This window comes from Rhizobium sp. CIAT894 (genome assembly GCF_000172795.2).
Lineage (GTDB): Bacteria > Pseudomonadota > Alphaproteobacteria > Rhizobiales > Rhizobiaceae > Rhizobium.
The window spans coordinates 3932074-3958330 of the sequence record NZ_CP020947.1 but is presented as its reverse complement, the minus strand read 5'-3'; the positions used below and the strand labels follow the sequence as shown (position 1 = coordinate 3958330).

The 26257-nt window shown below is 61.2% G+C and carries 22 protein-coding genes and 1 riboswitch; of the genes, 10 read left to right on the top strand and 12 right to left on the bottom strand.

Features of this window, described 5'->3' with window-relative positions; all coding sequences use genetic code 11:
• Both RHEC894_RS19425 and RHEC894_RS19420 read right to left on the bottom strand, forming a co-directional pair.
• Positions 1-420, bottom strand: a complete 420-nt coding sequence (locus RHEC894_RS19425; RefSeq protein ID WP_010069324.1) for a potassium channel family protein — start codon at positions 418-420, stop codon at positions 1-3.
• Between the two features lie 100 nt (positions 421-520).
• Positions 521-1735 (bottom strand): alpha/beta hydrolase, encoded by a 1215-nt coding sequence (locus RHEC894_RS19420; RefSeq protein ID WP_085738497.1) that lies wholly within the window; start codon positions 1733-1735, stop codon positions 521-523.
• A 356-nt stretch (positions 1736-2091) separates the two neighbouring features.
• On the opposite strand from RHEC894_RS19420, the gene RHEC894_RS19415 reads away from it, so the two are divergent.
• The 4 genes from RHEC894_RS19415 to RHEC894_RS19400 all read left to right on the top strand — a co-directional run bounded on the left by RHEC894_RS19415 (position 2092) and on the right by RHEC894_RS19400 (position 4756).
• Positions 2092-2334, top strand: a complete 243-nt coding sequence (locus RHEC894_RS19415; protein ID WP_085738496.1) for a hypothetical protein — start codon at positions 2092-2094, stop codon at positions 2332-2334.
• Positions 2335-2622: 288 nt separating this feature from the next.
• On the top strand, positions 2623-3438 hold the full coding sequence (locus RHEC894_RS19410) for a hypothetical protein (RefSeq protein ID WP_085738495.1): 816 nt from the start codon (positions 2623-2625) through the stop codon (positions 3436-3438).
• 203 nt (positions 3439-3641) lie between these two features.
• Positions 3642-4430: a DUF2092 domain-containing protein gene (locus RHEC894_RS19405; RefSeq protein WP_010068125.1), complete on the top strand. Its 789-nt coding sequence runs from the start codon at positions 3642-3644 to the stop codon at positions 4428-4430.
• A complete protein-coding gene (locus RHEC894_RS19400) occupies positions 4427-4756 on the top strand; it encodes a hypothetical protein (protein ID WP_085738494.1) in 330 nt (109 codons plus the stop codon). The genes RHEC894_RS19405 and RHEC894_RS19400 overlap by 4 nt, the downstream gene beginning before the upstream one ends.
• 14 nt (positions 4757-4770) lie before the next feature.
• On the opposite strand, the gene RHEC894_RS19395 is transcribed toward RHEC894_RS19400, so the two are convergent.
• The 10 genes from RHEC894_RS19395 to RHEC894_RS19350 all read right to left on the bottom strand — a co-directional run bounded on the left by RHEC894_RS19395 (position 4771) and on the right by RHEC894_RS19350 (position 17662).
• Positions 4771-7953: a multidrug efflux RND transporter permease subunit gene (locus RHEC894_RS19395; protein ID WP_085738493.1), complete on the bottom strand. Its 3183-nt coding sequence runs from the start codon at positions 7951-7953 to the stop codon at positions 4771-4773.
• A 41-nt stretch (positions 7954-7994) separates the two neighbouring features.
• Positions 7995-9191 carry an efflux RND transporter periplasmic adaptor subunit gene (locus RHEC894_RS19390; protein WP_085738492.1) on the bottom strand — a complete coding sequence of 399 codons (1197 nt, stop codon included), beginning with the start codon at positions 9189-9191 and terminating at the stop codon, positions 7995-7997.
• Between the two features lie 279 nt (positions 9192-9470).
• Positions 9471-10235 (bottom strand): DUF4239 domain-containing protein, encoded by a 765-nt coding sequence (locus tag RHEC894_RS19385; RefSeq protein WP_206427878.1) that lies wholly within the window; start codon positions 10233-10235, stop codon positions 9471-9473.
• Between the two features lie 135 nt (positions 10236-10370).
• Positions 10371-11504: a putative cation/proton antiporter gene (locus tag RHEC894_RS19380; RefSeq protein WP_010068609.1), complete on the bottom strand. Its 1134-nt coding sequence runs from the start codon at positions 11502-11504 to the stop codon at positions 10371-10373.
• Positions 11505-11722: 218 nt separating this feature from the next.
• On the bottom strand, positions 11723-12430 hold the full coding sequence (locus RHEC894_RS19375; RefSeq protein WP_085738490.1) for an SDR family NAD(P)-dependent oxidoreductase: 708 nt from the start codon (positions 12428-12430) through the stop codon (positions 11723-11725).
• Positions 12431-12528: 98 nt separating this feature from the next.
• A complete protein-coding gene (locus RHEC894_RS19370) occupies positions 12529-12918 on the bottom strand; it encodes a DUF779 domain-containing protein (RefSeq protein ID WP_010066247.1) in 390 nt (129 codons plus the stop codon).
• Between the two features lie 218 nt (positions 12919-13136).
• Positions 13137-14645, bottom strand: a complete 1509-nt coding sequence (adh, locus tag RHEC894_RS19365) for an aldehyde dehydrogenase (RefSeq protein WP_085738489.1) — start codon at positions 14643-14645, stop codon at positions 13137-13139.
• 169 nt (positions 14646-14814) lie between these two features.
• On the bottom strand, positions 14815-15774 hold the full coding sequence (locus tag RHEC894_RS19360; RefSeq protein ID WP_085738488.1) for a helix-turn-helix domain-containing protein: 960 nt from the start codon (positions 15772-15774) through the stop codon (positions 14815-14817).
• A 184-nt stretch (positions 15775-15958) separates the two neighbouring features.
• The gene (locus tag RHEC894_RS19355) at positions 15959-17167 is read right to left on the bottom strand and encodes a TIGR03862 family flavoprotein (RefSeq protein ID WP_085738487.1); all 1209 of its coding nucleotides are present in this window, start codon (positions 17165-17167) and stop codon (positions 15959-15961) included.
• A 72-nt stretch (positions 17168-17239) separates the two neighbouring features.
• Positions 17240-17662: a helix-turn-helix domain-containing protein gene (locus tag RHEC894_RS19350; RefSeq protein ID WP_010065049.1), complete on the bottom strand. Its 423-nt coding sequence runs from the start codon at positions 17660-17662 to the stop codon at positions 17240-17242.
• Positions 17663-17733: 71 nt separating this feature from the next.
• Between RHEC894_RS19350 and RHEC894_RS19345 the strand changes: the two genes are divergently transcribed.
• The 6 genes from RHEC894_RS19345 to RHEC894_RS19320 all read left to right on the top strand — a co-directional run bounded on the left by RHEC894_RS19345 (position 17734) and on the right by RHEC894_RS19320 (position 26215).
• Complete coding sequence (locus RHEC894_RS19345) at positions 17734-20001, top strand: heavy metal translocating P-type ATPase (RefSeq protein WP_085738486.1); 2268 nt, start codon at positions 17734-17736, stop codon at positions 19999-20001.
• A gap of 421 nt (positions 20002-20422) precedes the next feature.
• Positions 20423-20649: riboswitch (cobalamin riboswitch) on the top strand.
• Positions 20650-20909: 260 nt separating this feature from the next.
• On the top strand, positions 20910-21131 hold the full coding sequence (gene nrdH, locus RHEC894_RS19340) for a glutaredoxin-like protein NrdH (RefSeq protein WP_010068756.1): 222 nt from the start codon (positions 20910-20912) through the stop codon (positions 21129-21131).
• A gap of 13 nt (positions 21132-21144) precedes the next feature.
• On the top strand, positions 21145-21549 hold the full coding sequence (gene nrdI / locus RHEC894_RS19335) for a class Ib ribonucleoside-diphosphate reductase assembly flavoprotein NrdI (protein ID WP_085738485.1): 405 nt from the start codon (positions 21145-21147) through the stop codon (positions 21547-21549).
• A complete protein-coding gene (nrdE, locus tag RHEC894_RS19330) occupies positions 21528-23732 on the top strand; it encodes a class 1b ribonucleoside-diphosphate reductase subunit alpha (protein WP_089152720.1) in 2205 nt (734 codons plus the stop codon). The genes nrdI and nrdE overlap by 22 nt, the downstream gene beginning before the upstream one ends.
• A 179-nt stretch (positions 23733-23911) precedes the next feature.
• Positions 23912-24886, top strand: a complete 975-nt coding sequence (gene nrdF, locus RHEC894_RS19325; RefSeq protein WP_010067493.1) for a class 1b ribonucleoside-diphosphate reductase subunit beta — start codon at positions 23912-23914, stop codon at positions 24884-24886.
• Between the two features lie 105 nt (positions 24887-24991).
• On the top strand, positions 24992-26215 hold the full coding sequence (locus RHEC894_RS19320) for an adenylate/guanylate cyclase domain-containing protein (RefSeq protein ID WP_085738483.1): 1224 nt from the start codon (positions 24992-24994) through the stop codon (positions 26213-26215).
• The last annotated feature ends 42 nt before the right edge of the window (positions 26216-26257 follow it).

Here is a 26257-nt window from a genome sequence, read left to right as displayed (position 1 = left end):
TTACGTGCCGGAACGGAAGTACAGGCGCTGAATGACTGCCATCATCAGCGCGGTCGCCCAGCCGAATATGATCCAGCCATTGACCGCTTCGAAAGGGGCTACCTGGCGCCATTCCTTTGTCAGGACAATATCGCCATAACCCACTGTGGTGAATGTAACGGTCGAAAAATATATGGCGTCCTCGAAGCTCGGCAGAGCGTCTATCAGCGCGTAAAATAGCGCCCAAAGGCAGACATCGATCATGATCGGAATCATGAGATAGATGACCCATATCACGGTGATCGTGGTCGGCCGTTTCGATAAAAATTCGGGACGGGTCTCTTCCAGGCGCCGAAAGACCTTGAGACCGGCGGACATGAATGCTGCTTGAATAGCAACGGTGGCCGCGATGAGGCTGCTGCCGAATACGAAGTGAAACAACGCCTACTCCTCCGCACGATAGCCAAGTCAGCAGGACGTAGGTTACCGTAAAATACGGTACCCTCCGAAAGGAATCCCAGCTTCGCCAAGCGGTTCTCGGCTATTGTGTGAGCGGCTGGGGCTTCAGGTTGTCGTCAAGCTGATCGGCGGTTGCGCTTGGTCGCTTGTTGCGGTTCAACGGCTGCTCGACGATGATCGCCGGCGCGGCGACGGCGGAGGCTGCAACAGTGCCAATCGTCGACACCGTGCCTCCGACGACGGCTGTAATCCCTTGGCCGAGGGTCACTTTTGAATCCGTCAGCGGCTGCCCGGTCATAAGCCGCTGGCCGATCAATTGCACGATCTCCGGGCTCTCGGCGAACTTGCCGTGGTTGAGGCCATCCTTCGCCTTGACCTTTGTCAGATCGATCGCGGTGATGCCCGCCTTCTCCAGCTTTGAACGATAGGGTTCCTCCGTCGGGTCGATCGCTCCGAGGCGGGAGACGCGCCCGCTGATGAACCGCGAGACGGCCAATGCCTTGTCGTCCTGGGACACGAAGAGCGTGAATTTCGGCCGTGGCGCACCCAGCTCGACATATTGCTTGGCGAAGACATCGATGTCGATATCAGGCGAGGCGAGGATGACATTGTGAATTTTCGCGTTCACGTGGCCGTCTCGGATTCCCATCTGACGCAGGGATTCCATGGCCAGCCACGTTCCCATCGAGTGGGCGAGGATGGTTATGTCCTTGACGTTCGGGTCGTCCGCCAATGTGCGCAAGGCCTGCTCCAAAGCGGTGCGTGAATAATTCGTGCTTTCCTTGTCGTATTGGTAGGCGACGACCTCGGCTCGCGACGGCCAGGTAAACAGCACCGGCGTTGCCTGCATTCCGCTATCGTGGACGATTTGCGCCAGGCGGAAGACCGAATCTTCGTAGGTGTTGTTGAAACCATGAATGAAGACAAGCGCGTGGCCGCCTTGCGGATGTTGCCTGAACCAGGCCCGGCCTTCGGCGATCGTCGAGACTTGCTGCACCCGGGTGACTGCGAAGTCCGTTGCCGGATTGGGCGGCAGGCGCTCGGGCCACTGAACCGTTCCCGACTTGCGATTGGTCGGTATCGAGATGGACACCTCGGTCAAATGCGGCTTGGCGCTTCGCTCACCGTTAAAAAGCGTCGCCGGGTCGCCGGAGGGTTGGCGGGTCGTGGCGACCAGCATGTCGACCTTTGCGGTAGACGGTGTCGACGCTGTGGCTGCGAGTGGCGTCATGACACCGGTCTGGTGGCCACAGCCCGTCAGCATGAGGAAAGCCAGCAAGAGGCTGAGCCTTCTCATGCAACAAATTCCAAGAGGACGTATATCGAGTAATTTCACGCGGCCCGATACCCCGTTTCCAACCTGCATCGTGGCGTGAGAAGTGTCGCTGACCACAGACGCCGTCGCCAAGCTAGCATCTGCAAACTCCAAAGGCCTGTAACATCGCGTAGCATCTATGCCTGCGTCCGGCAGCTCGCCGGATCGGAATGCGGACGACCGGCCGAGATCGATGAACAGATGACGGCCCTTTTTCCAAGGCACGTTCCACCCGCAGTCAATTAAAGATCCATCGGAAAATGCATCGGTATGGAACGATCTGCGGCAGATCCCATTACGTATCTGACGTATCCCGAAACGGCATAAGTGAGGACGGTATGCATTCCATCCGCAACAAAGAGCGGGGACGGAAAAAACTTATGCTCAAGCTACCGGCCTTGCGCGACCGGTTGCGGCTCCTTTCCAACGATACAATCAATGAGCTGTTCGAGTCCTATGAGCTCGCCACCAGCGCGCTCGATCACTTCAGCTCCCATTCGGAGGCCAACAGCAAATTGATTGCGGAATATGAACAGCTCTGCAGCGACATCGAGGCCGAAGTGGAAGGTCTCTTCGCATAATCCCAATGTTACGGCCTGTGACGATGCCGCGACCATCCGCAAAAGCCCTTCTATGGGGCTTTTTGCGTTTCTGGGCGACAGGAAATCATATTCCTGCGAGTTGCAATCGGCCTTCGCGCGATGACGAGATAGTTGCTAAAGCGATAATATTCTAATATATGTAGGTCAGGCGCGTTTTTATATTTTCATGGCAGCAAGCAACGTCCGTCCATTCGGCGGCGCCTATTATCCTATTCAGAACGCATTTCGATTTCAGGAAGTAGATCAGCGATTTATAGGGGGGGAATCATGCGAAAACGGCTATCTTCTCTACCGGCCTCTCCGGATCGGAGGCGTCGTCTTCTCTCGGTCATCTCCGGCTTGCCTGTGTTCTGCGCAGCGGTGTTCCTCACCGGGATTGCGTCGGCGCAAGCGCCGACCGAAGAGCAGCGCGATGCCATCAGGGCAGAGTGCCGCTCCGATTTCATTGCGAAATGCTCCGGGGTGACACCGGGCGGTATCGAGGCGCTCACCTGTCTGCAGCAGCACAGCGCCACGCTTTCGGCGGGCTGCCGGAAAGCGGTTTCGGCGGTAGACGTCAAAACTAAATCAACATCCGCGGAGCCAACGCCGGCTGCACCGGCCAATACGGCGGCGACCACGCCGGCGCCTGCGACAGCCACACCAGCGCCAGCGACCGGCACGCCGGCGCATCAACCGACGCAGGCGCAGCGCAATGCGGTCAAATCGGCCTGCCAGCGCGATTTCATGGCGCAATGTTCCGGTGTCACCCCGGGAGGTTCGGCGGCGCTCAGCTGTCTGCAACAGCACAACGCCGCTCTCTCGGCGCCATGTCAGCAAGCGGTTGCGGCATTAGGGGGATCGGCGGCGCCGGCGACCGGCAATGCTGCTGCCACCGGTGCGATCACGCCGGCGCCTCCGGCAACGATGCCGGCCTTCTCCCCGCGCGAGGAAGTGATGATCCTGCGGGAAACCTGCGGAGCGGACTTCCGGGCCTTATGCCGCATGGTGCCTTTAGGGGGAGGCCGGGGCATTGCCTGCCTGCGCGACAATCTGCAACGCGTGTCACCGGCCTGCCATCGCGTGTTGACCTCGGGATTGTAGCGCCCGTTCGAAGCTTGCTTTCAGAAAGAGGTCGTCGCGCGCTGGCCAGACATTCGGTGTGCGATCCCGCAAAGGCCGGCAAATGGCCGTCGCCCGCATGCATGCACTGCATCTCTCACATGTCATATCCGGCTGCGGCGGGTCCGGCAGCCGCCGTCTGTAATTCGATGAAATCAATGACGACACCAACGAAAGGCATTGCCATGTCATCGACTTTCTCTTTCCCGCGATTGAAGCGGATCCTCCTCTATGCTTCGCTTGCCGCCAGCGTCGCGCTGCCGACCAGCGCATGGGCGGATGATGCGAAAGCCCTTCTAAAAACGATGTCCGATTTTCTGGCGGCGCAGAAGACGATATCCTTCACCTACCAATCGTCGCTCGAAGCGGTGACGCCTGCCTTCGAGAAGCTCCAGTTCGTAAGCTCGGGGACGGCCAACCTGACGCGTCCCGACAAATTGCGCGTGACGAGAACCGGCGGCTTTGCCGACCTCGACGTGAGTTTCGACGGTTCGTCGCTGACGGTGCATGGCAAGAATCTCGACGCCTATGCCAAGATCGACGGCAAGGGTTCGCTCGACGATCTGATCGACAGGCTGATGACCGCCGGCGTCGAGGCTCCCGGCGCCGATCTGCTGTCCTCCAACGTATACGACACGCTGATGTCCGATGTGGTCGAGGCCAAACACATTTCCAGTGCTTTCGTGGATGGCGTCGAATGCGAATATCTGGCCTTCCGGACGCCGGAGATCGACTGGCAGATCTGGATACAGACTGGCGCGCAACCCATACCGCGCCGTTACGTCATCACCAGCAAACATGTCGTCCAGGCGCCGCAGTACACGCTTGAGATCAGCGATTTCAAGAGCGGAGCAGATGTCGCGGCCGTTTCCTACAACATCGAGATTCCCGGCAGTGCCAAGACGGTCGATCTCAGCGAGCTGCAATCGCTCGATGAGCTTCCGGCGGCTGCCGATGCGGGAGAAGCGAAATGACCTATAACAAGCTGCTGTTCATTCTCGGCTTGGCCGGTGTCCTGACATTCACCGACCTTCGCGTCGAGGGCCAAGGCTCCATGCCGCTGTCGATCGGGTTTGCCACGCCGGCGGGCGCCGTCATCGGCAGGCCGTTGACGCCGCTCTCTTATGCCGGCGTTGCCCGCAGAACGACGCGGCGGGTCGTGACGCGGACGGCGACGACCATCGCCGTGCTTCCGGCAGGCTGTCTCTACGGTGCCTATTATGGCGGCTATTATTATCGGTGCGGGTCGTCCTATTACGCCAAGAGCGGAAGCGTCTATGTGCAGGTGATCGTGCAATAACTGCCGCGATTGTTTTACCCGACGTTCGATATCTCCGTTTCCGTCACCCTCGCGGCCGTATTTACGGTGGCTCCGCGCCGCTTCCAATGTTCCTCGAGGCGCTGCAGCAGCACGTAGAAAGAGGGAACGAAGAGCACGGCGAGGCAGGTCGAGGCGATCATGCCGCTGAAGACCGAGATGCCGATCGATTTGCGGGCCGATGCGCCGGCGCCCGTCGCCAGCACAAGCGGCAGGACCCCGAGGATAAAGGCGAAGGACGTCATCAGGATCGGCCGGAAACGCAGCCGGGCGGCCTCGACGGCCGCATCCAGGATTTCCATGCCTTCCGCCCGTTTTTCCCGCGCATATTCGACGATGAGGATGGCATTCTTGGCCGCCAGCGCAATCAGCAGGATCAGGCCGATCTGGGTATAGAGATTGTTGGCCACACCCGCTGCCGTGAGTGCCGCCACCGTGCCGAGCAGGGCGAGCGGCACGGCTGAGATGACCGCCAGCGGCAGGATCCAGCTTTCATATTGGCCGGCGAGCACGAAATAGACGAGCAGCATGGCGAGCGCGAAGATGAAGTAGATCTGCCCGCCCACGGCTTTCTCCTGATAGGAGAGCGCCGTCCATTCGAAGCCGGCTCCCGGCGGCAATGTATGGTCGGCGATCTGCTCCATGACCTCGAGCGACTGGCCGGAACTGAAGCCGGCGGCCGGTCCGCCGACGATGGTGGCGGTGGGATAGAGATTGTAGAGGCTGATTAGCGAGGGGCCTTCCGTCGTGGTGACATCGATCACCGTGCCTAGCGGCACCATGGTCCCGTCGCCGGCCTTGACCTTCAGATTGCGGATATCGTCGGGGCTGACACGGAAATCTGAAGCGGCTTGCGCATAGACCTGGAAGGTGCGGCCGAATTTGTTGAACTGGGTGACATAGCTCGATCCGACATAGCCGGAGAGTGCGGAGAAAACCTGCCCCACGGTAATTCCCAGCGTCTCCGCCTTGATGCGATCGACGGAGACCGCAAGCTGCGGCACGTTCGAGCGAAACGGCGTGCTCAGCCTTTGCAGCGATGACTGGGCATTGCCGTTCTTGACGATGGTATCGGCAAGCGATTGCAGCAGCGGATAGTCGGAGACGCCGTTGCGGAGTTCGACCTGCATGGTAAAGCCGTTGGCATTGCCGATGCCCTGGATCGGAGGCGGCACGACCACCAGCGTTTTTGCGGTGAGCACATGCTGCAGCGCGTCGTTCAGATGCTGATAGATCGACAGCAGGTCCTGTCCCTTCTCCTTGCCGCGCACGTCCCAATCCTTGAGGATGACATAGGCGACGCCGGCATTCTGCAGGCTGGCGCTATTGTCGAGAACGGAAAGGCCGCTGATGGTCAGCACCTGATCGACGCCAGGGGCAGCCTCGGCGATCTTGCCGACCTCTTCCATGACGGCATCGGTCCGCTCCTTCGAGGCGCCATCGGGCAATTGCGCACTGATCAGCACATAGCCCTGATCCTCGATCGGTAGGAATGCCGTCGGCAGGCGCGTGAGCCCCCAGACGGCGACGCCGATCAGCGCGAGTGCGCCGATCGCCATGACGCCGCTGTGGCGGGTCATCGCTCCGACCAATCCGGCATAGTGGCGTTCGCCCCAGTCATAGCCCCGGTTGAAGCCGCGATAGAAGACGTTGCGTTTCTCGGGCGGCACCGGTGCTCGCAGCCAAAGAGCGCATTGCGTCGGTTTCAGCGTCACGGCATTGACGGCGCTGATCAGCGCGGTGGCGGCGATGACGAGCGCGAACTGCCGATAGAGCTGACCGGTCAGTCCGGGCAGGAAGGCGGCCGGAATGAAAACGGCCATCAGCACCAGCGTGATGCCCATGACGGGGCCGAGCAGTTCCTCCATCGCTTTCTCTGCCGCCTTGCGGCCCGACATGCCGGCCTCGATGTGCCGGGCGACGCCTTCGACGATGACGATGGCATCATCGACGACGATGCCGATCGCGAGAACGATAGCAAACAGCGTCGACAGATTGACCGTGAAGCCCAAGGCCGCCATGGCCGCGAAGGCGCCGATGATGGTGACGGGAACAGTGGTCGCCGGCACGAGCATTGCCCGCCAATCCTGCAGGAAAACCAGAATGACGATGAGAACGAGCACGCCCGCCTCGATCAAGGTGACGTAAACCTCGTCGATGGAGGCCTTGACGAATTTCGTCGTATCGAACGGCAGATGATATTCGAGGCCCGGCGGGAAATTCTTCGAGAGCTCCGCCATCTTCGCATTCACCGCCTGCTCCACGGCAATGGCGTTCGCTTCCGGCAGCTGGAAAATACCGATGCCGGCCGCCGGCCGGCCGTTTTGCGTGAAGGACTGGCTGTAGGTCTGGGCGCCGAGTTCGACGCGGCCGATATCGCGGACGCGCGTGATGCGGCCGCCCTGTCCGCTTTCGACCTTGACGACGATGTTCTCGTAGTCGGCGGCGTCGTTCAGCCGGCCGTTGACATTCAGCGTGTATTGGAAGACCTGCCCTTTCGGCACCGGCGGAATGCCGATCTGGCCGGCGGTGACCTCCTGGCTCTGCTGCTGCACGACATTGACGACGTCCTGCGGCGTCAGGCCGCGTGCCTGCAGCAGGTTCGGATCCATCCAGATCCGCATGGCATATTGGCCGGCGCCGAAGACCGTCACATTGCCGACGCCAGGCAGGCGGGCGAGTTCGTTCTGCAGGTTGATGACGGCGTAGTTCGACAGGAACAGGCTGTCATAGCGGCTGTCGGGCGAGGTCAGGCTGACGAAGCCGAGGATCGCCGTCGATTTCTTCTGCGTCGTCACGCCCTGAAGCTGCACCGCCTCGGGAAGCGACGACATTGCGATGGCGACGCGATTCTGCACCAGAACCTGTGCCTGATCCGGATCCGTTCCGATGGCAAAGGTCACGATCAGCGAATAGGTGCCGTCGCTGGCGCTGGTCGACTGCATGTAGAGCATGTCCTGCACGCCGTTGACCTGCTGCTCGATCGGCAGCGCGACGGTGTCGACGAGGGTCTGGGCGCTGGCGCCGGGAAAGCGCGTCGTCACCTGCACCGTCGGTGGGACGACATTCGGATATTGCGCCACAGGCAGTTGAAACAGCGCGACCGCGCCGACGAGCAGGAAAACCAATGCGAGGACGTTGGCGAGTACCGGTCGCTCGATGAAAAAACGCGAGATCATGCTGTTGTCCTTAGACGTTCAGATGAAGCATGGTGGCGAATTCATTGCGTGGTGGTGTTGGCCTTGGCATCGCCGGCGGCGCCAACCGCCGGGTTCATTTCGATTTTTTCCGGCGTGACCTTGCTGCCGGGAATGGCCTGCTGAATCCCTTGGGTCACCACCCAGTCAGCCGGATCGAGGCCGGATTGGATGACCCGGAGCGCACCTTCACGCTGGCCGGTCTTGACCTGCTTCTGCTCGACGACATCATCCTTGCCGAGAACGAGCACGTAGCTGCCGAGCTGGTTTGTTCCGATCGTATCGTCGCGCACCAGCAGCGCCTTGTCGTTATGGCCGACCGGCACCCGAACGCGCACGAAGAGACCGGGCAGCATGGCGTGATCCTTGTTGTCGAACAGGGCACGGACCTGGAGCGTGCCCGTGGAGGCGTCGAGCTGAGGCGATACGTAATCGAGATGTCCCTTGTGGGGGTAACCTTCTTCCGTCTGCAGACCGATCTCCGCCGGTATGCTCGGCAGGTCCGTCTGCCTGAAGGTATGTCCCTGCTTTGCCAGGGTTTCCTTGATCATCAGCACCTGCGTTTCGCTGACGTTGAAATAGGCGTAAAGCGGATCGGTCTGGACGATGCTGGCGAGTTTGGTGGGGCCCGACACGCCGACCAGCGTGCCGATATCGACGAGGTGATCCGTGACGATGCCGTCGAAAGGAGCGAGCACCTCCGTATAGCCGAGATTGATCGTCGCGAGTTCGACATTGGCCTGGGCGTTGAGGATGGCCGCATTCGCCTCGTCGAGCGTCGCCTTGGCGCTGTCGACCGCGGTCTGGGTGGTGACCTCCTGCTTCATGAGATTGAGCTGTCGGTCATATTCCTGCTTTGCGCCGACCTGGGAGGCCTGCTGCGAGGCGAGCGATGCCTTCGCCTGATCCAGTTGCGCCTGGTAGGTATCGCGCTCGATGCCGAAGAGCTTGGTGCCCTTCTTCACCATCATCCCGTCCTGGTAATCGATGGACTGGATATAGCCCTGGACGCGCGCCTCGATATCGACGGCATTGAGCGGCGCCGTATTGCCCGTGAGTTCGAAATAGAGCGTCACCGGCTGCTGCACCGGCTGGGCGACCCGAACCGCGGGCGGCGGAGGGGGAACATAGGTGTTGCCGCTCTCCTCGCAGCCGGCAAAAATTGCCATGCCGGCCAATGTCAAAAACAGTCGCAGACCCTGATGCAATCTCCCACGCATTGCCGCCGCCTCGACAGGTCAAGAGCCCACTGCATATTTCCTTCAATCGGGATCGACTGAAGGAAATATGCAGGCAATTCAAAAAATGCGACAACGTCCCTTGCGCCTCTGAACGACGCGTGGCGCTGTCGTCTTCATGCGTGCCTCGACGGCGGCCCCCAATCGGCCTGCCGAAGTTCAAGTCGTGCGATATTATGTCGCGGCATTGCTCAAAATTGCAATAGCCCTTGGTGCACAATTGAACTGCCGAGGCCGGAAGAGCTGGAGCGGGCACCGCGGTTACGGTTTCCCGAGCCGTTCCAGGGCCGATTCCAAGGGGGCGTCCGACACGCGGACCAGTCCGACATACGGATTGGCCATATCCGAAACCAGGAACACCGCACCGGCGACGGAGAGCGCGCAGACGAAGAGAATTGACATCACCGTCGGGTTGGGCGGCGCCTGCAGCCCGAAGGTGGCAAAAAGCAGGGACAGCCAACAGACGAGAACGGCGAGGAACGCCCAGGGCAAGCCCTCACTGCCGGATTCGACCAGCAGCCAGTGGGTCTCAGCCACCATGCCGCTGACATCGAGCGCGCGCGTCTGGAGAAAGTGCTGGACGGCATCCTTCGGCGACAAGGATCGAAGGTCGCCCTGAACCGCCTCGATATCCTGATATTCTCCGAGCGCCTTGCCGGATGCCTCGTCGGTGGTTTCGGCGGTCCAGCCGCGGCTCAGCCGTCTTTCGATGAGCTGGCGCAGCAGCCGACGCGCATCGCCGGTTTCCGGGCCGTATTGCGCCATGACGCGGTCCAGCAGCAGGACCCGCGCTGCCGCCGTCCTCATCTCCACCTCGGCATTGTCGTAGGTCGATTTGGCGGATGCGATCAGCAGGCCGAGCGCCAAGGCAGACAGCGTCCCCACCACCGCTGTCGCCAGCCTGATGACGTCCTTGGATTCCGAGCTGAGATGATGATCCGGCAAACGGCCGCGCACCACCATTCCCAGCGATGTCGCCGCCGACAGAAAAACAAATACAAGCCCGCCAAGCAACAGTGAACTCAAGTCCGGTCTCCGTATCGTCACGTCTATCCCGCAAGCGATATAATGCCTGCAAGCGGTGCAATAGCTGCCGTCATCATAGCGGAAGACCAAGGGAGCGTGGAACTCTTTACTTTTCTGTTCTTGCGCCGGCGGACATCATTGCTGGAAAATGAGCAGCACGTAAGCCAGGAAAAGCACCAGGTGGACGGCACCCTGCATCAGATGCGTGCGGCCGCTGGCAAAGGTGATGATGCTGACGGCGAGAGTGAGCAGGAGCATCACCAGATCGCCGTGCTCCAGGCCGAGGGTGACCGGGTGCCCGTAAAGACGGCTAACCACCAGCATCGCCGGCACCGTCAGCCCGATCGTCGATAAGACCGAACCCAAAAAGATATTGACGGAACGCTGAAGATTATCGGCGATGGATGCGCGCACGGCGCTGACCGCCTCGGGCGTCGCGACAAGGATGGCCATGACAACGCCGCCGAAAGCGGTCGGCGCATGCAGGGTTTCGATAATGTAGTCGATCGGCCGTGCAAGCTGCTCGACCAGAAAGACGACCGGACCCATATAGGCGAAGAGCAGAACGGTATGGGGCCAGAGCTGCCCGCGAGTGGGAGCGTGTTCGCCGGGATGCTGATCGCGGTTGCGATCGGTGGTGAAATAATCGTGATGGCGGCCAGCCTGGAGAGACAGAAACGTCGCGTAAAGACCGACCGATATTACGCCCAATACCATTTGTCTCGCTGCCGAGGGATGCTGTCCGTCCGGGCCTGCAAGAAATGTCGGCATGACCAGGCTCAAGGTCGCCAGCGGCACGATCACGCCGAGATAGGCGTTGGCGCCCTGCAGGTTGTGCTGCTGTTCCGGTCGCCGCCAGGCGCCGAGCAGCAAGGACAGGCCGACCATGCCGTTCAGGATGATCATGACCACGGCAAACAGCGTGTCGCGGGCAAGCGTGGGGTTGTTTTCGCCGTGAAGCATGACGGCTGATATGGCCATGACCTCGATCGAGGTGATGGCAAGCGTCAGAATGAGCGTGCCGTAAGGCTCCTTCAACCGCTCCGCCAAGTGGTCTGCGTGCCGCACGACCGACAGAGCGGAACCGAGCACCACGGCAAACAGCCAGCCGAAAACGACAGTGAACCAAAGCGGATCGGAAAGCTGCGCGAAGAGCTGCTCCTGGAAAGCAAGAAAGACCAGGCTCGTCGCGATGCTGACGCCCAGGAACCATTCCTCGCGCACCAGGCTGGTGGCGCTGACCGCGCGCAATGCGGGACCGTCCGTCATCGGCCCCGCCCGTTTTCCGGCAAATGCCGTGCGATCATCAACCCCATCATGTCCGCCCGCTGCCTCCCGCCCGCCATCTGAGCCAAGCAGAGATGAGGCTGCCTCAAGGCGAACAGAAGCTCAAGTCAGATCGTATGTCGCCGGCCAAAACTTTGAGGTCGTTTCATCCTCGCGAGGTTCCGTGAACATCGAGGCCGTCGGTCAGGCCCCGCCTTGGATTATTCGCGGCCCGTCGCCGGGATCGCCGCACCGGTGACGACGGCTGCGGCCGGCGAAATCAGGAAGGCGATGAGCCGCGCGATCGATTGCGGCGATACCCAGCCGTCCGTCTTCGCATTGGGCATGGCGGCGCGATTTTCAGGCGTGTCGATCGTCCCGGGCAGAATGCAATTGGCGGTGATGCGGTCGTCGCGGCATTCGGCGGCAAGCGCTTCCGTCAGCCGGATGACCGCGGCTTTCGAGGCGGCGTAAGCGGCCTGGTTGGGGCCGGCCTTCAGGCCGGGTGCGGCGGCGACATGAACGATGCGGCCGTAGCCCGATGCCTTCATGGTCGGCAGTACCGCAGCGCTGATCGTCAGCGCAGTGCGGGCGTTGGCGGTCATCATCGTGTCCCATTGGGCGGGGGCCTCCGGGCCGACCGGTCCCATCTGGAAGCCGCCGACGGTGTTGACCAATGCGCCGACGCCGCCGAAGCGCTTGACCGCCCGGGCCACGGCGGCGGCGCAGGAGGCATAATCGGTGAGATCCGTCCCCGCGATCGACAGAAATTCCGTGGAGGCGGGAAGATCGCCGGCCAAGGCTTCCAGCTCCTGGCTCGAACGGTTCATGCAGACGAGTTTGGCGCCGCCCGCAGCAAGCTCGCGGACGACGGCGCTGCCGAGATTGCCGCCGGCTCCCGTGACGATCACGGCTTTCTGCTCGTTCATCACAATCAATCTCCTGACGGTGCCGCTGTTGAGGGATGTCGCATATATGCTTTCGGTAGCGTACGCCCGCTGCCGAGACAAGGCGAGACATCTCTAAACTATATGCGGGACGTCACATCAGGGACGGCGCAGGCCTCGCCGCCGGTAAAGAGGCGGGAGCGGGTGAGGAAGCGTTTCTCGCGGCCGTTATCGAGCGAGAACATGCCGCCGCGGCCGGGCACGACATCGATGATCAACTGCGTATGTTTCCATGCCTCGAACTGGCTGGCGCTGATATAGACCGGCACGCTACCGATCTCGCCGAGTTTGACGTCGCTGTCGCCGACCATGAATTCACTGGTGGGATAACACATGGGTGAAGAACCGTCGCAGCAGCCGCCGGACTGGTGGAAGAGGATATCGGGATGATCGCGCCTGATCTCCGTGATCAGGTCGAGGGCCGCGTCGGTTGCGAGAACACGCGGTTCGCCGTTGACGGTGGTTTCCATCGGTCTTCCTCCAAAGTTTCGGGGAGAAGAAGTCCCCTCCCCAACCCCTCCCCACAAGGGGGAGGGGCTAAGCTGCCGCACCGGCAACTTTCCTCAATGACGTTTCAGCAAGGAGATATGTGAGTTCCAGAGCGAGGCGGTTCAGCGGGTTAAGCCCCTCCCCCTTGTGGGGAGGGGTTGGGGAGGGGTTTGACCCTCTCCCATCATGCGGGAGCATCTCAGAAGAAACCGAGCGCCTTCGGGCTGTAGCTCACCAGCATGTTCTTGGTCTGCTGGTAGTGTTCGAGCATCATCTTGTGGGTTTCGCGGCCGATGCCGGACTGCTTGTAGCCGCCGAAGGCGGCATGGGCGGGGTAGGCATGGTAGCAGTTGGTCCAGACGCGGCCGGCCTGGATCTCGCGGCCGAAACGGTAGCAGCGATTGGCGTCGCGGCTCCAGACACCGGCGCCGAGACCGTAGAGCGTGTCATTGGCGATTTCGAGCGCTTCCTTTTCGGTCTTGAAGGTCGTGACCGCAACAACCGGCCCGAAGATCTCCTCCTGGAACACCCGCATCTTGTTGTGACCCTTGAAGATCGTCGGCTTGACGTAGTAGCCGTTCGCCAGATCGCCGCCGAGATCGTTGCGGGAGCCGCCGGCCAGAACCTCGGCGCCTTCCTGCTTACCGATGTCGAGATAGGCGAGGATCTTTTCCAGCTGCTCGGTCGAGGCCTGGGCGCCGATCATCGTCGCGCTGTCGAGCGGATTGCCCTGCTTGATCGCCTCGACACGTTTGACCGCCTTTTCCATGAAGCGGTCATAGATCGATTCCTGGACGAGGGCGCGGCTCGGGCAAGTGCAGACTTCGCCCTGGTTCAAGGCAAACATCGCAAAACCTTCGAGCGCCTTGTCGAGGAAGTCGTCATCCTCGGTCATCACATCGGCGAAGAAGATGTTGGGCGATTTGCCGCCGAGTTCCAGCGTCACCGGAATGAGGTTCTGGCTGGCATATTGCATGATCAGCCGGCCGGTCGTCGTCTCGCCGGTGAAGGCGATCTTGGCGATGCGGGGGCTGGTCGCCAGCGGCTTGCCGGCCTCGATGCCGAAGCCGTTGACGATGTTGAGCACGCCGGGCGGCAGGAGATCGCCGACCAGTTCGGCCCAGAGCAGGATCGAGGCCGGCGTCTGCTCGGCAGGCTTCAAGACGACGCAGTTGCCGGCGGCAAGCGCCGGAGCAAGTTTCCAGGTGGCCATCAGGATCGGGAAGTTCCAGGGAATGATCTGGCCGACGACGCCGAGCGGTTCGTGGAAGTGATAGGCGATCGTATCGTGATCGATCTCGCCGATCGAACCTTCCTGGGCGCGGATGCAGGAGGCGAAGTAGCGGAAATGGTCGATCGCCAGCGGAATGTCGGCCGCCATGGTTTCGCGGATGGGCTTGCCGTTGTCCCAGGTCTCGGCCTGGGCGAGCAATTCCAGCTTGTCTTCCATGCGCTGGGCGATCTTCATGAGGATATTGGAGCGCTCGGCAGCCGAAGTGCGGCCCCATTTGTCCTTGGCCGCATGGGCGGCATCGAGCGCCAGATTGATGTCCTTTTCACTGGAGCGGGGAATGTCGCAGAGCTTGCCGCCGGTAACGGGCGTCAGGTTTTCGAAGTATTTGCCTTCGACCGGCTCGCGCCATTCGCCGCCGATATAGTTGCCGTATTTGAGCTTGAACGGCGACTCGACGACTTTCTGATGAAGCATGTCATCCTCCCTTGATGATCCAGGTTCCCAAGCGAACCGGTGGGAGGAAAATGTGCGTGTTTTGGCGAAGGGAACAGGGGAGGTCTTCGATACCGCAGTGCACACTGTCGCAGACATGCGACAGGGGCACATCTTGATTGCTGCATCCATGGAACTGCTGGAGCCTTGCCTAATGCAGGCCGAACTTTTTCATCTTCCGGTGAAGCGTCGCGCGGCTGATCCCTAGGGCGATGGCCGCTTGCGAAACGTTGCCGCTGGTGCGTGACAGAGCACGCAGCAGTGCCGCCTTTTCCGCTTCCACCATTTCTTCCTGCTGCGAAATGCTCGCCTCTTGCAGGGCATCGGCGGCCGGGATGCCGGCGGCAATACGCTTGTCGTCCAATTGCAGCGCGATGCGGGCGGCGCGGGTGGCGCCAAGCACGAGGTCGTGCCTGTCGACGGCAAGCAAGGCGGCCGTGGAATTGGTGCTTGTGGGGACCATCAGAAAACGAGCGCCGGCAAAGGCTGAACGGAAAAGATTGAGCTCGATGCGTATCGCCGCGTCGCGCACGGCCTGCGTGAGGATCGCAAGCGTCATCTCGCTGACGTCTTCGCGGCACGTGGAGATGTCGAGGGCCGCTGTGAGTTCGCCGCGATGATCCCGGATCGGCGCCGTCGTGCAGCTCAGCCGGATATTCGAGCAGAAGAAATGCTGGTCCCGGAAGATGGCCACAGCGCGCTCGTCGGCAAGCGCCGTACCGATGCCGTTGGTGCCGATGCTCGCCTCGGTCCATACCGACCCGGTCCAGAGGCCGAGAGCGTGGAAGTCCTTGTCGTCGCCGGCGGAGCCCCGGCGCTCCAAGGCAATGCCGTTCCTGTCCGTCAGAAGAATACAGCAGCCGGCTCTGCCGACGGTCGTGAAGAGGCGGTCGAGTTCCTCGCTCGCACCGGCAATCAGTTGTTCCGACCGTTGGCGAGTGTGGTGAAATTCCTGATCGGTGAGGCGTAGCGGCGCACGCTCGTCCTCGGGCGCGAGACGATGCATGGTCATGCACCGCCGCCACGACGCGACGATCGGAGAACTCGCGGCGGCGGAATTCCGTTGCGCAGAGGTGTAGACATGCTCCGCATGCGCTGACTGTTCGTGCATCTGCTCCTCCCACGGAACTTCAGCATAGTCTGATGGAAAAGAGGCCGGTTTGCAAATTGCCTGCCTCGGCGGCCATCCTGCCTTCGCCCTCGGCAATCCGGGCGTGATGCTGAAAGTGTCAGCGATCGTCACACGATATTGTGCTCCACTTCATTGATCTAGATCCGGTTCAGGATCACGACGTCTACCGCAACAGCCAGGCTTCGATGCCGCGCGCGGCCGCCCGGCCGGTCGCAAGGCAGGCGGTGAGGAGGTAACCGCCGGTCGGCGCCTCCCAGTCGAGCATCTCGCCGGCGACGAAGATGCCCGGCAGCGCCTTCAGCATGAAGTGGTCGTCGACGCCGCTCCAGCGGATGCCGCCGGCCGAGGAAATCGCCTCGGCGATCGGCCGGGTTTCGAGAACGGGCACCGGCAGGGCCTTGATCATGCCGGCGAGACGTCGAGGGTCGGTGCGGTCGCGCTCGGGAGCGAACTCCCGCAGCAACGCCGTCTTGACGCCGTCGAGGCCGGCGCCCTTGCGCAAGCGGTTCGAAAAGCTCGATTTGGCGTCCTGCCGCACCAGGTCGCTTGTCAGTCGTTCAACTGTCCGTCCTGGTGCGAGGTCGAGCGTCAGGATGGCGCGGCCATGGTTTTGCAGCCGATCGCGCAGTGCGGCGGCATGGGCGTAAATCAGGCTGCCCTCGATGCCGCTTGCGGTGATGACGAATTCGCCGGGAAAGGTGCCGGCCTCGGATGTGGCTGCGACCGACTTCACCGGCTCGCCGGCGAAACGCTCGCTGAAGTTTTGGCTCCACCCGACGACGAAGCCGCAATTGGCGGGCTGGAAGGCGTCAATCTCGACACCCTTCTCCGATAACCACGGCAGCCAGCGTCCATCGGAGCCGAGGCGCGGCCAGCTTGCGCCGCCGAGCGCCAGCAGGGCGGCGTCGCAATCTACGATGCTGCGTCCTTCGGGGGTTTCGAAAACATAGCCCTCATCGGTAAAACCGATCCAGCGGTGGCGGCTGCGCAGCGTGGCGCCCTGCACCTCCAATCGCCTGAGCCAGGCGCGCAGCAAGGGAGAGGCTTTCATCACCGTCGGAAAGACCCGCCCGGACGAGCCGACGAAAGTTTCCGTCCCGAGCTCTGCGGCCCAATCCCTGATATCGGCAGGGGTAAAGGCATCGAGAGCCGGGCGCAGACGGCTGGCGGCGGCGCCGAAGCGCGTGACGAAACGGGCATAATCCTCGGAATGGGTGATGTTCAGACCTGATTTGCCGGCCAGCAGAAACTTGCGGGCGAAGGTCGGCATCGCGTCGTAGACCGTCACGGCATGACCGGAAAGCGAAAGCAGTTCGGCGGCCGCAAGGCCCGCCGGACCGCCGCCGATGATGGCAATTCGCTTCTGGTTCATCGATGTCTTTGCCCGATTCTTTCTGCTGCAGTTTTGGCGCGGGCGCGCGTTGCCTGCAAGGCCGTCAGTTCGTCAGTGGTGCGAATGCGTGCACTGGCCGTGATCGGCGAGAACCTCGATGACGCGGCATTGGTCGACGCGGCCATGGCCGCAGCCTTCCACCATGGTTTCCAGCTCGGCCTTCAGCGCCATCAGGCTGCGGATGCGCTGCTCGACCTCGACGAGGCGGGCCTTGGCGATGGCATCGGCCGAGGCGCAGGATTGGTGCGGATCATCCTGCAGGGTGAGCAGCGTGCGGATCGCCTCGATCTCGAAGCCGAGCTCGCGGGCATGGCGGATGAAGGCGAGGCGGTTGATATCGGCGGGCTCGAAGGAGCGCTGGTTGCCTTCGCTGCGGCTCGGCGCGGCAAGCAGGCCGATGCTCTCGTAATAACGCACCGTCGGCACTTTGACGCCGCTCTGACGAGCGGCCTCACCAATCGTGATCTTTTTCATGATTTTTCTCTTGCACCTCTAGTCGCTAGAGGATGTAGGAGGGATGCTTCTGTTTGGCAAGGAAGCGGATTATGGCTGAGACGAACGAGACACGATACCGGGTCGGCGGCATGGATTGCGCCTCCTGTGCGACCAAGATCGATACGGCGGTGAGACGCGTGGCGGGTGTCGCCGATGTTTCCGTCTCAGTGATGGCGGGCACGATGACCGTCCGCCATGACGGCAGCAGCGACCTCAAGGCGATCGAGAAGAAGGTGACGGGGCTCGGTTACACGGTCTCGCCTTTTACCGGAAGCGCAGCGTCGGCGCGGGACCATGGTTCGCACGATCATCACGACCACGACCATGACGATCACGCAGGTCATGATCATACCGGCCATGATCACGAACATGCCGGCCATGATCACGCAGGTCACGATCATGACCATGGCGAGAAGGAAATCGAAGGTCTGCATGGACACGACCATGGGCCGACGACCGGTCCCTGGTGGCAGAGCAAGAAGGGCCGGCTGACGATCTTCTCGGGTGCAGCGCTCATTGCCGCTTATGCGATCGGCCATCTGGTGCCGGCGATCGGATCCTATGCCTTCATCATCGCCATGCTGGTCGGCCTGGTGCCGATCGCGCGGCGCGCGGTCATGGCGGCTCTCTCCGGCACGCCGTTTTCGATCGAGATGCTGATGACGATCGCCGCCGTCGGCGCCGTCATCATCAATGCGGGGGAGGAGGCGGCGACCGTCGTATTCCTGTTCCTCGTCGGCGAGCTGCTGGAGGGCGTGGCGGCCGGCAAGGCGCGCGAAAGCATCCAGTCGCTGACGACGCTGGTGCCGAAGAATGCCTTGCTCGAAGACAATGGCCAGACGCGGGAAGTGCCGGCGGAAAGTCTCGCTGTCGGCGCCATCATCATGGTGCGTCCGGGCGACCGCATCTCGGCCGACGGCATTATCATCTCGGGCGAGAGTGCGATCGACGAGGCGCCGGTAACGGGTGAGAGCACGCCGGTGCGCAAGGGTATTGATGCCGTCGTTTTTGCCGGAACGGTGAATGGCGATGCGGTGCTCAGGGTTCGCGTCACGGCGGCCGCTGCCGACAATACCATTGCCCGCGTCGTCAAGCTGGTGGAGGAGGCGCAGGAATCGAAGGCGCCGACGGAACGTTTCATCGATCGGTTCTCGCGTTATTACACGCCCGGCGTGGTCGTGGTCGCAGCCCTTGTTGCGGTCTTGCCGCCGCTGCTGCTCGGCGGTTTGTGGAGTGAATGGGTCTATAAGGGCCTTGCCATCCTGCTGATCGGCTGCCCTTGCGCGCTCGTCATTTCGACGCCGGCGGCGATCGCCGCCTCGCTTTCGGCGGGTGCGCGGCGCGGGCTGCTGATGAAGGGCGGCGCCGTCCTGGAAACGCTCGGCAAGGTGACGATGGTCGCCTTCGACAAGACCGGCACGCTGACGGAAGGCAAGCCTCAAGTGACCGACATCGTTTCCTTCGGATTGAGCGAAGCGCAGATCTTGTCGCGCGCGGCGGTGCTGGAGCAGGGCTCCAGCCACCCCTTGGCGCTGGCGATCCTCAACCGCGCCAAGGCCGACGGCCTTCCCGTGCCGCCGGCCTTCGAACTGGAAGCACTGCCGGGCAAGGGTGTCAGCGGCAAGGCCGGCGGTCAGACGCTGGACCTGTTGTCGCCGTCCGCAGCCCGCGAGCGCGGAGCACTCGACGGCGAAAAGGATGCGCGCATTACTGTTTTGAACGATGAAGGCAAGAGTGTCTCGGTGCTGCTCGTCGATGGTGTTGCGGCCGGCCTGATCGCCATGCGCGACGAGCCGCGCGAGGATGCGCAGGCCGGGCTCACCGCCCTGAAATCGGCCGGCGTCAAGGCAATGATGCTGACGGGCGACAACAGGCGGACGGCGGCAGCGGTTGCCGGCATGCTCGGCATCGACTGGCGTGGCGAGATGATGCCGGAGGACAAGCAGCAAGTCGTCGGCGAATTGAAGCACCAGGGCTTCATCGTCGCCAAGGTCGGCGACGGCATCAACGACGCTCCGGCGCTGGCCGCTGCCGATATCGGCATCGCCATGGGCGGCGGCACCGATGTGGCGCTGGAGACGGCGGATGCCGCCGTGCTGCATGGACGTGTCGGCGATGTGGCGCGGATGATCGAACTGTCCAAACGCACGATGCGCAACATCCTGCAGAATATCACCATCGCGCTCGGGCTGAAGGGGGTGTTCCTGGTGACGACGATCGCCGGCATTACCGGGCTCTGGCCGGCGATTCTCGCCGATACCGGCGCCACCGTGCTGGTGACGATCAACGCGCTCAGGCTGCTTCGCGTAAAGGGATGAATGTTTTTCCGGTGGCGGCGTGAAGACTGCTGCCGGTTCGGGCCTGATCGAGAATTGAAAATAGCGGAGCCGATCCTCAGTCAGGCCGGCTCTCGGTTTGCCGACAAAGTCTCCTCCTTCATGCTCGGCCGTGTGCCGAGCATCTAACTACGGTAATTTCCTGACGGGAAAACGTTTATTTTCAAATACTTAATTGATCGTGCGTAGATCCTCGGCACAAGGCCTGGGATGACGTCAAGGGTTTTGCTGTGGTTTGTCAGCAGCCTGGGAGCCGACCAGGCTGGCCTGCTCATCACGGCCTTCTCCACAGTTCGTTTTGTTTAAGCCTTTATTATCCATGTTTTTCACAGGAACGCAGCGATTTCAAACCTGCCGTAACGCGATGCGCAAACCACCCGTTGACGCGATTTTTGATTCAGATACTATATCTAGTGTTCAAGGTTCCTTCGATTCGTCAGGATCGCGGGCTAAGACGGGAATACGGTGCGTTTCGCCATGACGGCGCAACAAGGCCGGAGCTGCCCCCGCAACTGTGAGCGGCGAGCAACTGTCCGATTTCAGGTCACTGAGGCATGATGCCTTGGGAAGGCTGGGGCAGGGTGCTTCGACCCGCAAGCCAGGAGACCTGCCTTGAACGAGATGTCCACGGGCGGGGTGTCCGGAAGGTCGCGCGCATGAAGCGGAAGGATCCGCGACTGTTGCTCTGCCCCGAACGTCCGCATGAGCAGTTCGGGGTTGAAGTCATGTCCACAACATCAAGGCCGCCGTCCGCGCAAATCCCGAAAGGGATCGTATCGGGCGTTTAAACCGCCGACTTTGCCAGATCAGCATCAAGCGTTGCCCCGGACGTCGCAAGGCGCCCGATCCCAGTATTGCGTCCTGAATTCTTTGACATCACGAGGAAGATGATGAGCGTTACCGTCTATAGCAAACCTGCTTGCGTCCAATGCACCGCCACTTATCGCGCCCTCGACCGCCTGGGCGTTGATTACGATATCGTCGATATCTCGCAGGATGCCGAAGCGCTCGATCGCGTCCGCAGCCTTGGCTACATGCAGGCGCCCGTCGTCATTGCCGGCGAGCGGCATTGGGCGGGTTTCCGTCCCGACATGATCAGCGCGCTCTCCTGACCGGAAAACGGCGATGGGGCTGATCGTCTATTATTCCAGCCGATCGGAGAACACCCATCGATTCGTCGCCAAGCTCGGGATGCACGCGGTGCGCATTCCTTCTAGCGGCGCAGAGGCGTTCCATATCGGCGAACCCTTCGTTCTCATCGTACCGACCTATAGCGGCGACGGTGGCAAGGGTGCCGTTCCCAAGCAGGTGATCCGTTTCTTGAACGATGCGGAGAATCGAGGACGCATCCGGGGCGTGATTGCCGCGGGCAACAGCAATTTCGGCGAGACATACGGGCTCGCCGGCGACGTGATTTCGCGCAAATGCCAGGTGCCCTACCTCTACAGGTTCGAGCTCATGGGCACGGCCGAGGATGTCGCCAACGTCAAACACGGAATGGAACGATTTTGGACACGGGAACAACTCTGACGCGGGATGTGGGCGCAAAACCGCATAACACTTTTGCTCATCCCGCCGGCGAACGCCCTTTGAAAGCGGCGGAAACGCTCGACTATCACGCGCTGAACGCGATGCTGAACCTCTATGACGACGAGGGCAGGATCCAGCTCGACAAGGACCGCATGGCGGCGAAGCAGTATTTCCTGCAGCATGTGAACCAGAACACCGTGTTCTTTCACAATCTCCGGGAAAAGCTCGATTACCTCGTGACCGAAGGTTATTACGAGCAGGAGGTTCTCGACCAGTATTCCTTCAATTTCGTCCGCGACCTGTTCGACCAGGCCTATGCCAGGAAATTCCGGTTCCCGACCTTCCTCGGCGCTTTCAAATATTACACCAGCTACACGCTGAAGACATTCGACGGGAAGCGCTATCTCGAGCGCTACGAAGACCGTATCTGCATGGTGGCGCTGACCTTGGCGCGGGGCGACGAAGCCCTTGCCCGCGATATGGTCGACGAGATCATTTCCGGCCGTTTCCAGCCGGCGACGCCGACCTTCCTCAATGCCGGCAAGAAACAGCGCGGTGAACTGGTTTCCTGCTTCCTGCTGCGGGTCGAGGATAATATGGAATCGATCGGCCGGTCGATCAATTCGGCGTTGCAATTGTCGAAGCGCGGCGGCGGCGTGGCGCTGTCGCTGACGAACATCCGCGAGGCCGGCGCGCCGATCAAACAGATCGAGAACCAGTCGTCAGGCATTATTCCGGTGATGAAACTCTTGGAAGACAGTTTCTCCTATGCCAACCAGCTCGGCGCGCGCCAGGGTGCGGGTGCCGTCTATCTTAACGCCCATCACCCCGACATCATGCGTTTCCTCGATACCAAGCGGGAAAATGCCGATGAGAAGATCCGCATCAAGACGCTGTCGCTCGGCGTCGTCGTGCCTGACATCAGCTTCGAACTCGCCAGGAATAATGAGGACATGTACCTGTTCTCGCCCTATGACGTGGAGCGTGTCTACGGCGTGCCCTTCACCGAGATTTCGGTGACGGAAAAGTACCGGGAGATGGTGGCGGACGCCCGCATCTCGAAGAAGAAGATCAAGGCGCGTGAATTCTTCCAGGTGCTCGCCGAGATCCAGTTCGAGAGCGGCTATCCCTACATCATGTTCGAGGACACGGTGAACCGGGCAAACCCGGTTGCGGGTCGCATCTCGATGAGCAATCTCTGCTCGGAGATCCTGCAGGTGAGCGAGGCGAGCGACTACAATGACGACCTCTCTTACAAGCACCTCGGAAAGGATATTTCCTGCAATCTCGGCTCGCTGAATATCGCCGCGGCCATGGATTCCACCGATTTCGGCAAGACGATCGAGACTTCGATCCGGGCGCTGACGGCGGTCTCCGATATGAGCCATATCGCCTCGGTTCCGTCGATCGAGAAGGGCAATGACGAAAGCCATGCGATCGGGCTCGGCCAGATGAACCTGCACGGCTATCTCGCCCGCGAGCGCATCTTCTATGGGTCGGAGGAAGGCGTCGATTTCACCAATATCTATTTCTATACGGTGACCTATCACGCGATCCGCGCCTCGAACCTGCTGGCGGTCGAGCGGGGCCAGAGCTTCAAGGGCTTCGAAAATTCAAAATATGCCTCCGGCGACTATTTCGACAAATATATCGAAACGGAATGGAAGCCGGCGACCGAGAAGGTGCAGGCGCTGTTCGACAAATCAGGAATCCATATTCCGACACAGGATGATTGGGCGGCGTTGAAGACGGCGGTCATGACCTCCGGCCTCTATAACCAGAACCTGCAGGCGGTGCCGCCGACGGGCTCGATCTCCTACATCAACCACTCGACCTCCTCGATCCATCCGATCGTCTCGAAGATCGAGATCCGCAAGGAAGGCAAGATCGGCCGCGTCTATTATCCGGCGCCGTTCATCACCAACGACAATCTCGATTATTATCAAGACGCCTACGAGATCGGGGCGGAGAAGATCATCGATACCTATGCGGCGGCGACCCGGCATGTCGACCAAGGCCTGTCGCTCACCCTGTTCTTCCGCGATACGGCGACGACACGTGACATCAACAAGGCGCAGATTTACGCCTGGAAGAAGGGCATCAAGACGATCTACTACATCCGCCTTCGCCAGATGGCGCTGTCCGGTACCGAGGTGCAGGGGTGTGTGTCTTGTACGCTGTGAGTTTGGGCTGCTGGCCGAGAGTTTCGAGCTGGTAGCCCCCTCATCCGCCTGCCGGCACCTTCTCCTCGCTGGGGAGAAGAGACAAGCCGATTGCACGGCGTTCCCCTCTCCCCAGCGGGGAGAGGGCAGGGTGAGGGGGCTCCGCACTCCGTTAGAATTTGTGGAAGAAAGACCATCCAATGAACATATCCATAAAGCCAATCAGCCGCGTGCGCGCCATCAACTGGAACCGCATCGAGGACGATAAGGATCTCGAGGTCTGGAACCGGTTGACCGGCAATTTCTGGCTGCCGGAAAAGGTGCCGCTGTCGAACGACATTCCGTCCTGGGCGACGCTGACGGCGGCCGAGCAGCAGCTGACCATTCGCGTCTTCACCGGCTTGACGCTGCTCGACACGATCCAGAACGGTGTCGGCTCCATCAGGCTGATGGAGGATGCGATAACGCCGCATGAGGAGGCGGTGCTTTCCAATGTCTCCTTCATGGAGGCGGTGCACGCGCGCTCCTATTCCTCGATTTTCTCGACGCTCTGCTCGACGCCCGATGTCGACAATGCCTATCGCTGGTCGGAGGAGAACGAATTCCTTCAGCGCAAATCGGCGCTGATCATGGAGCAGTATGCCTCCGGCGATCCCCTGAAGAAGAAGGTCGCCAGCGTCTTCCTCGAAAGCTTCCTGTTCTATTCCGGCTTCTACCTGCCGATGTACTGGTCGAGCCGCGCCAAGCTGACCAATACGGCCGACATGATCCGGCTGATCATTCGCGACGAGGCGGTGCACGGCTATTATATCGGCTACAAGTTCCAGCGCGGGCTGGAGCTGCTCGGGGAAGAAAGAAGGCAGGAACTCAAGGATTTCGCCTTTGACCTGCTGCTCGAGCTCTACGACAACGAGGCCAGATATACCGAGGCGCTCTATGACAGAGTCGGGCTGACCGAAGACGTCAAGGAATTCCTGCATTACAACGCCAACAAGGCGCTGATGAATCTCGGTTATGAGGCGCTTTTCCCGGCCGAGGCCTGCAAGGTCAATCCGGCGATCCTGTCAGCGCTGTCGCCGAACGCCGACGAGAACCACGACTTCTTCTCCGGCTCCGGTTCCTCCTATGTGATCGGCAAGGCCGTGGCGACCGAAGACGAGGACTGGGATTTCTGAGGTTTAATCGATACCTCCCCTTATCATTTGCTTTCCCATCGACCACATTCAGCGGGAAAATTGAGTTCGGCACTCGCCAGTGAAGTGGCGTAGCGGGAGTTTTAGATGTCGTCTTTTTTGAACAAGGTCGGGACCTCAGTCGAGGCGGACGAAGGCGTCTGGCCGATTCGCCGGAGACGGATTCTCGACTGGCTGGTGAACGAGACGCGGGGCGAGCGTTTCATCGACAATATCCTGGTGGACATGTGTGGGAAGCTGCTGGCGGCCGGCGTGCCGGTGGCGCGGGCGACGCTGCATTTCAGGGTGAACCACCCGCAATGGATAGGTGCTCGCCTTCTCTGGAAGGAGGGACTGGCGGAAGCGAAGATCGATACATTCGCCTATGGCGTCGAAAACACGCCGGAGTTCCTGAACAGTCCTGTCAACGCGATCCATCAGGGCGCGGAGGAGGTGCGCAGGCAGCTGGAAGGCGCAGCCGTCGGCGACTTGGATTCATTCTATCAGGACCTGCATGACGACGGCTTGACCGAATATATCGCCTGGCCGCTCGAGCACACCCTCGGCAAGCGGCATGTCGTGACATTTTCCACCAGCCGGCCGGGCGGCTTCGAGCGCGAGCATGTCGATTTCCTGCGCGATCTCCTGCCGGCACTGACCCTCGTCAGCGAAATCAGGCTGAAGAACATCATGGCGCGCACGCTGCTGCAGACCTATGTCGGGCCGCATGCGAGCGAGCAGATCCTGTCGGGCGTGACGACGCGCGGCAGCGGCGCCACTGTCGGCGCGGCGATCATGATCTGCGACCTGCGCGACTTTACGGCGATTTCCGATCTCTGGCCGCGCGACGATGTCATCCACCTGCTCAATGACTATTTCGACGCAATGTCGGATCCGATCGAGCGCTATGGCGGCGAGATCCTCAAATTCATGGGCGACGGATTGCTGGCGATTTTCCCGCTGACCAAGGAAACCGCCTGCCTCGATCTGCTGCAGGCGATCCGCGAAGGGCAGGCGTCGATGGCCGAGTTGAACGAGCAGCATCTGCGCATGGGGCGCGAGCCGCTGCGTTACGGCGTCGGCGTGCATGTCGGCGACGTCATGTACGGCAATATCGGCTCGCGCCGGCGGCTGGATTTCACCGTCATCGGCCCGGCGGTCAATGTCGCCTCGCGGCTGGAAAGCCTGACCAAAGAGGTCAAGCGTCCGGTGCTCTTGTCGCGGGCCTTCGTCGAAATGGCGGACTGCGCCAAGGACATGGACAGCCTGGGTACCTTCCCGCTGCGCGGGCTCGGAGAGCCTGTCGATGTCTTCGCTTTTCCGGAGCGTTAGAACATGTTGCGCAAAAGTGTGCCGCGGTTTTCCCAGGCAAAG

Excerpts from the sequence above, each read along its gene's own strand:
- RHEC894_RS19410 (WP_085738495.1), top strand. The coding sequence starts at position 2,623 with ATGCGAAAACGGCTATCTTCTCTACCGGCCTCTCCGGATCGGAGGCGT.
- RHEC894_RS19415 (WP_085738496.1), top strand. The coding sequence starts at position 2,092 with ATGCATTCCATCCGCAACAAAGAGCGGGGACGGAAAAAACTTATGCTC.
- RHEC894_RS19390 (WP_085738492.1), bottom strand. The coding sequence starts at position 9,191 with ATGCGTGGGAGATTGCATCAGGGTCTGCGACTGTTTTTGACATTGGCC.
- RHEC894_RS19405 (WP_010068125.1), top strand. The coding sequence starts at position 3,642 with ATGTCATCGACTTTCTCTTTCCCGCGATTGAAGCGGATCCTCCTCTAT.
- RHEC894_RS19420 (WP_085738497.1), bottom strand. The coding sequence starts at position 1,735 with ATGAGAAGGCTCAGCCTCTTGCTGGCTTTCCTCATGCTGACGGGCTGT.
- RHEC894_RS19320 (WP_085738483.1), top strand. The coding sequence starts at position 24,992 with ATGTCGTCTTTTTTGAACAAGGTCGGGACCTCAGTCGAGGCGGACGAA.
- RHEC894_RS19370 (WP_010066247.1), bottom strand. The coding sequence starts at position 12,918 with ATGGAAACCACCGTCAACGGCGAACCGCGTGTTCTCGCAACCGACGCG.
- RHEC894_RS19350 (WP_010065049.1), bottom strand. The coding sequence starts at position 17,662 with ATGAAAAAGATCACGATTGGTGAGGCCGCTCGTCAGAGCGGCGTCAAA.
- RHEC894_RS19345 (WP_085738486.1), top strand. The coding sequence starts at position 17,734 with ATGGCTGAGACGAACGAGACACGATACCGGGTCGGCGGCATGGATTGC.
- RHEC894_RS19395 (WP_085738493.1), bottom strand. The coding sequence starts at position 7,953 with ATGATCTCGCGTTTTTTCATCGAGCGACCGGTACTCGCCAACGTCCTC.
- nrdH (WP_010068756.1), top strand. The coding sequence starts at position 20,910 with ATGAGCGTTACCGTCTATAGCAAACCTGCTTGCGTCCAATGCACCGCC.
- nrdI (WP_085738485.1), top strand. The coding sequence starts at position 21,145 with ATGGGGCTGATCGTCTATTATTCCAGCCGATCGGAGAACACCCATCGA.
- RHEC894_RS19355 (WP_085738487.1), bottom strand. The coding sequence starts at position 17,167 with ATGAACCAGAAGCGAATTGCCATCATCGGCGGCGGTCCGGCGGGCCTT.
- adh (WP_085738489.1), bottom strand. The coding sequence starts at position 14,645 with ATGCTTCATCAGAAAGTCGTCGAGTCGCCGTTCAAGCTCAAATACGGC.
- RHEC894_RS19400 (WP_085738494.1), top strand. The coding sequence starts at position 4,427 with ATGACCTATAACAAGCTGCTGTTCATTCTCGGCTTGGCCGGTGTCCTG.
- RHEC894_RS19375 (WP_085738490.1), bottom strand. The coding sequence starts at position 12,430 with ATGAACGAGCAGAAAGCCGTGATCGTCACGGGAGCCGGCGGCAATCTC.
- RHEC894_RS19380 (WP_010068609.1), bottom strand. The coding sequence starts at position 11,504 with ATGACGGACGGTCCCGCATTGCGCGCGGTCAGCGCCACCAGCCTGGTG.
- RHEC894_RS19360 (WP_085738488.1), bottom strand. The coding sequence starts at position 15,774 with ATGCACGAACAGTCAGCGCATGCGGAGCATGTCTACACCTCTGCGCAA.
- nrdF (WP_010067493.1), top strand. The coding sequence starts at position 23,912 with ATGAACATATCCATAAAGCCAATCAGCCGCGTGCGCGCCATCAACTGG.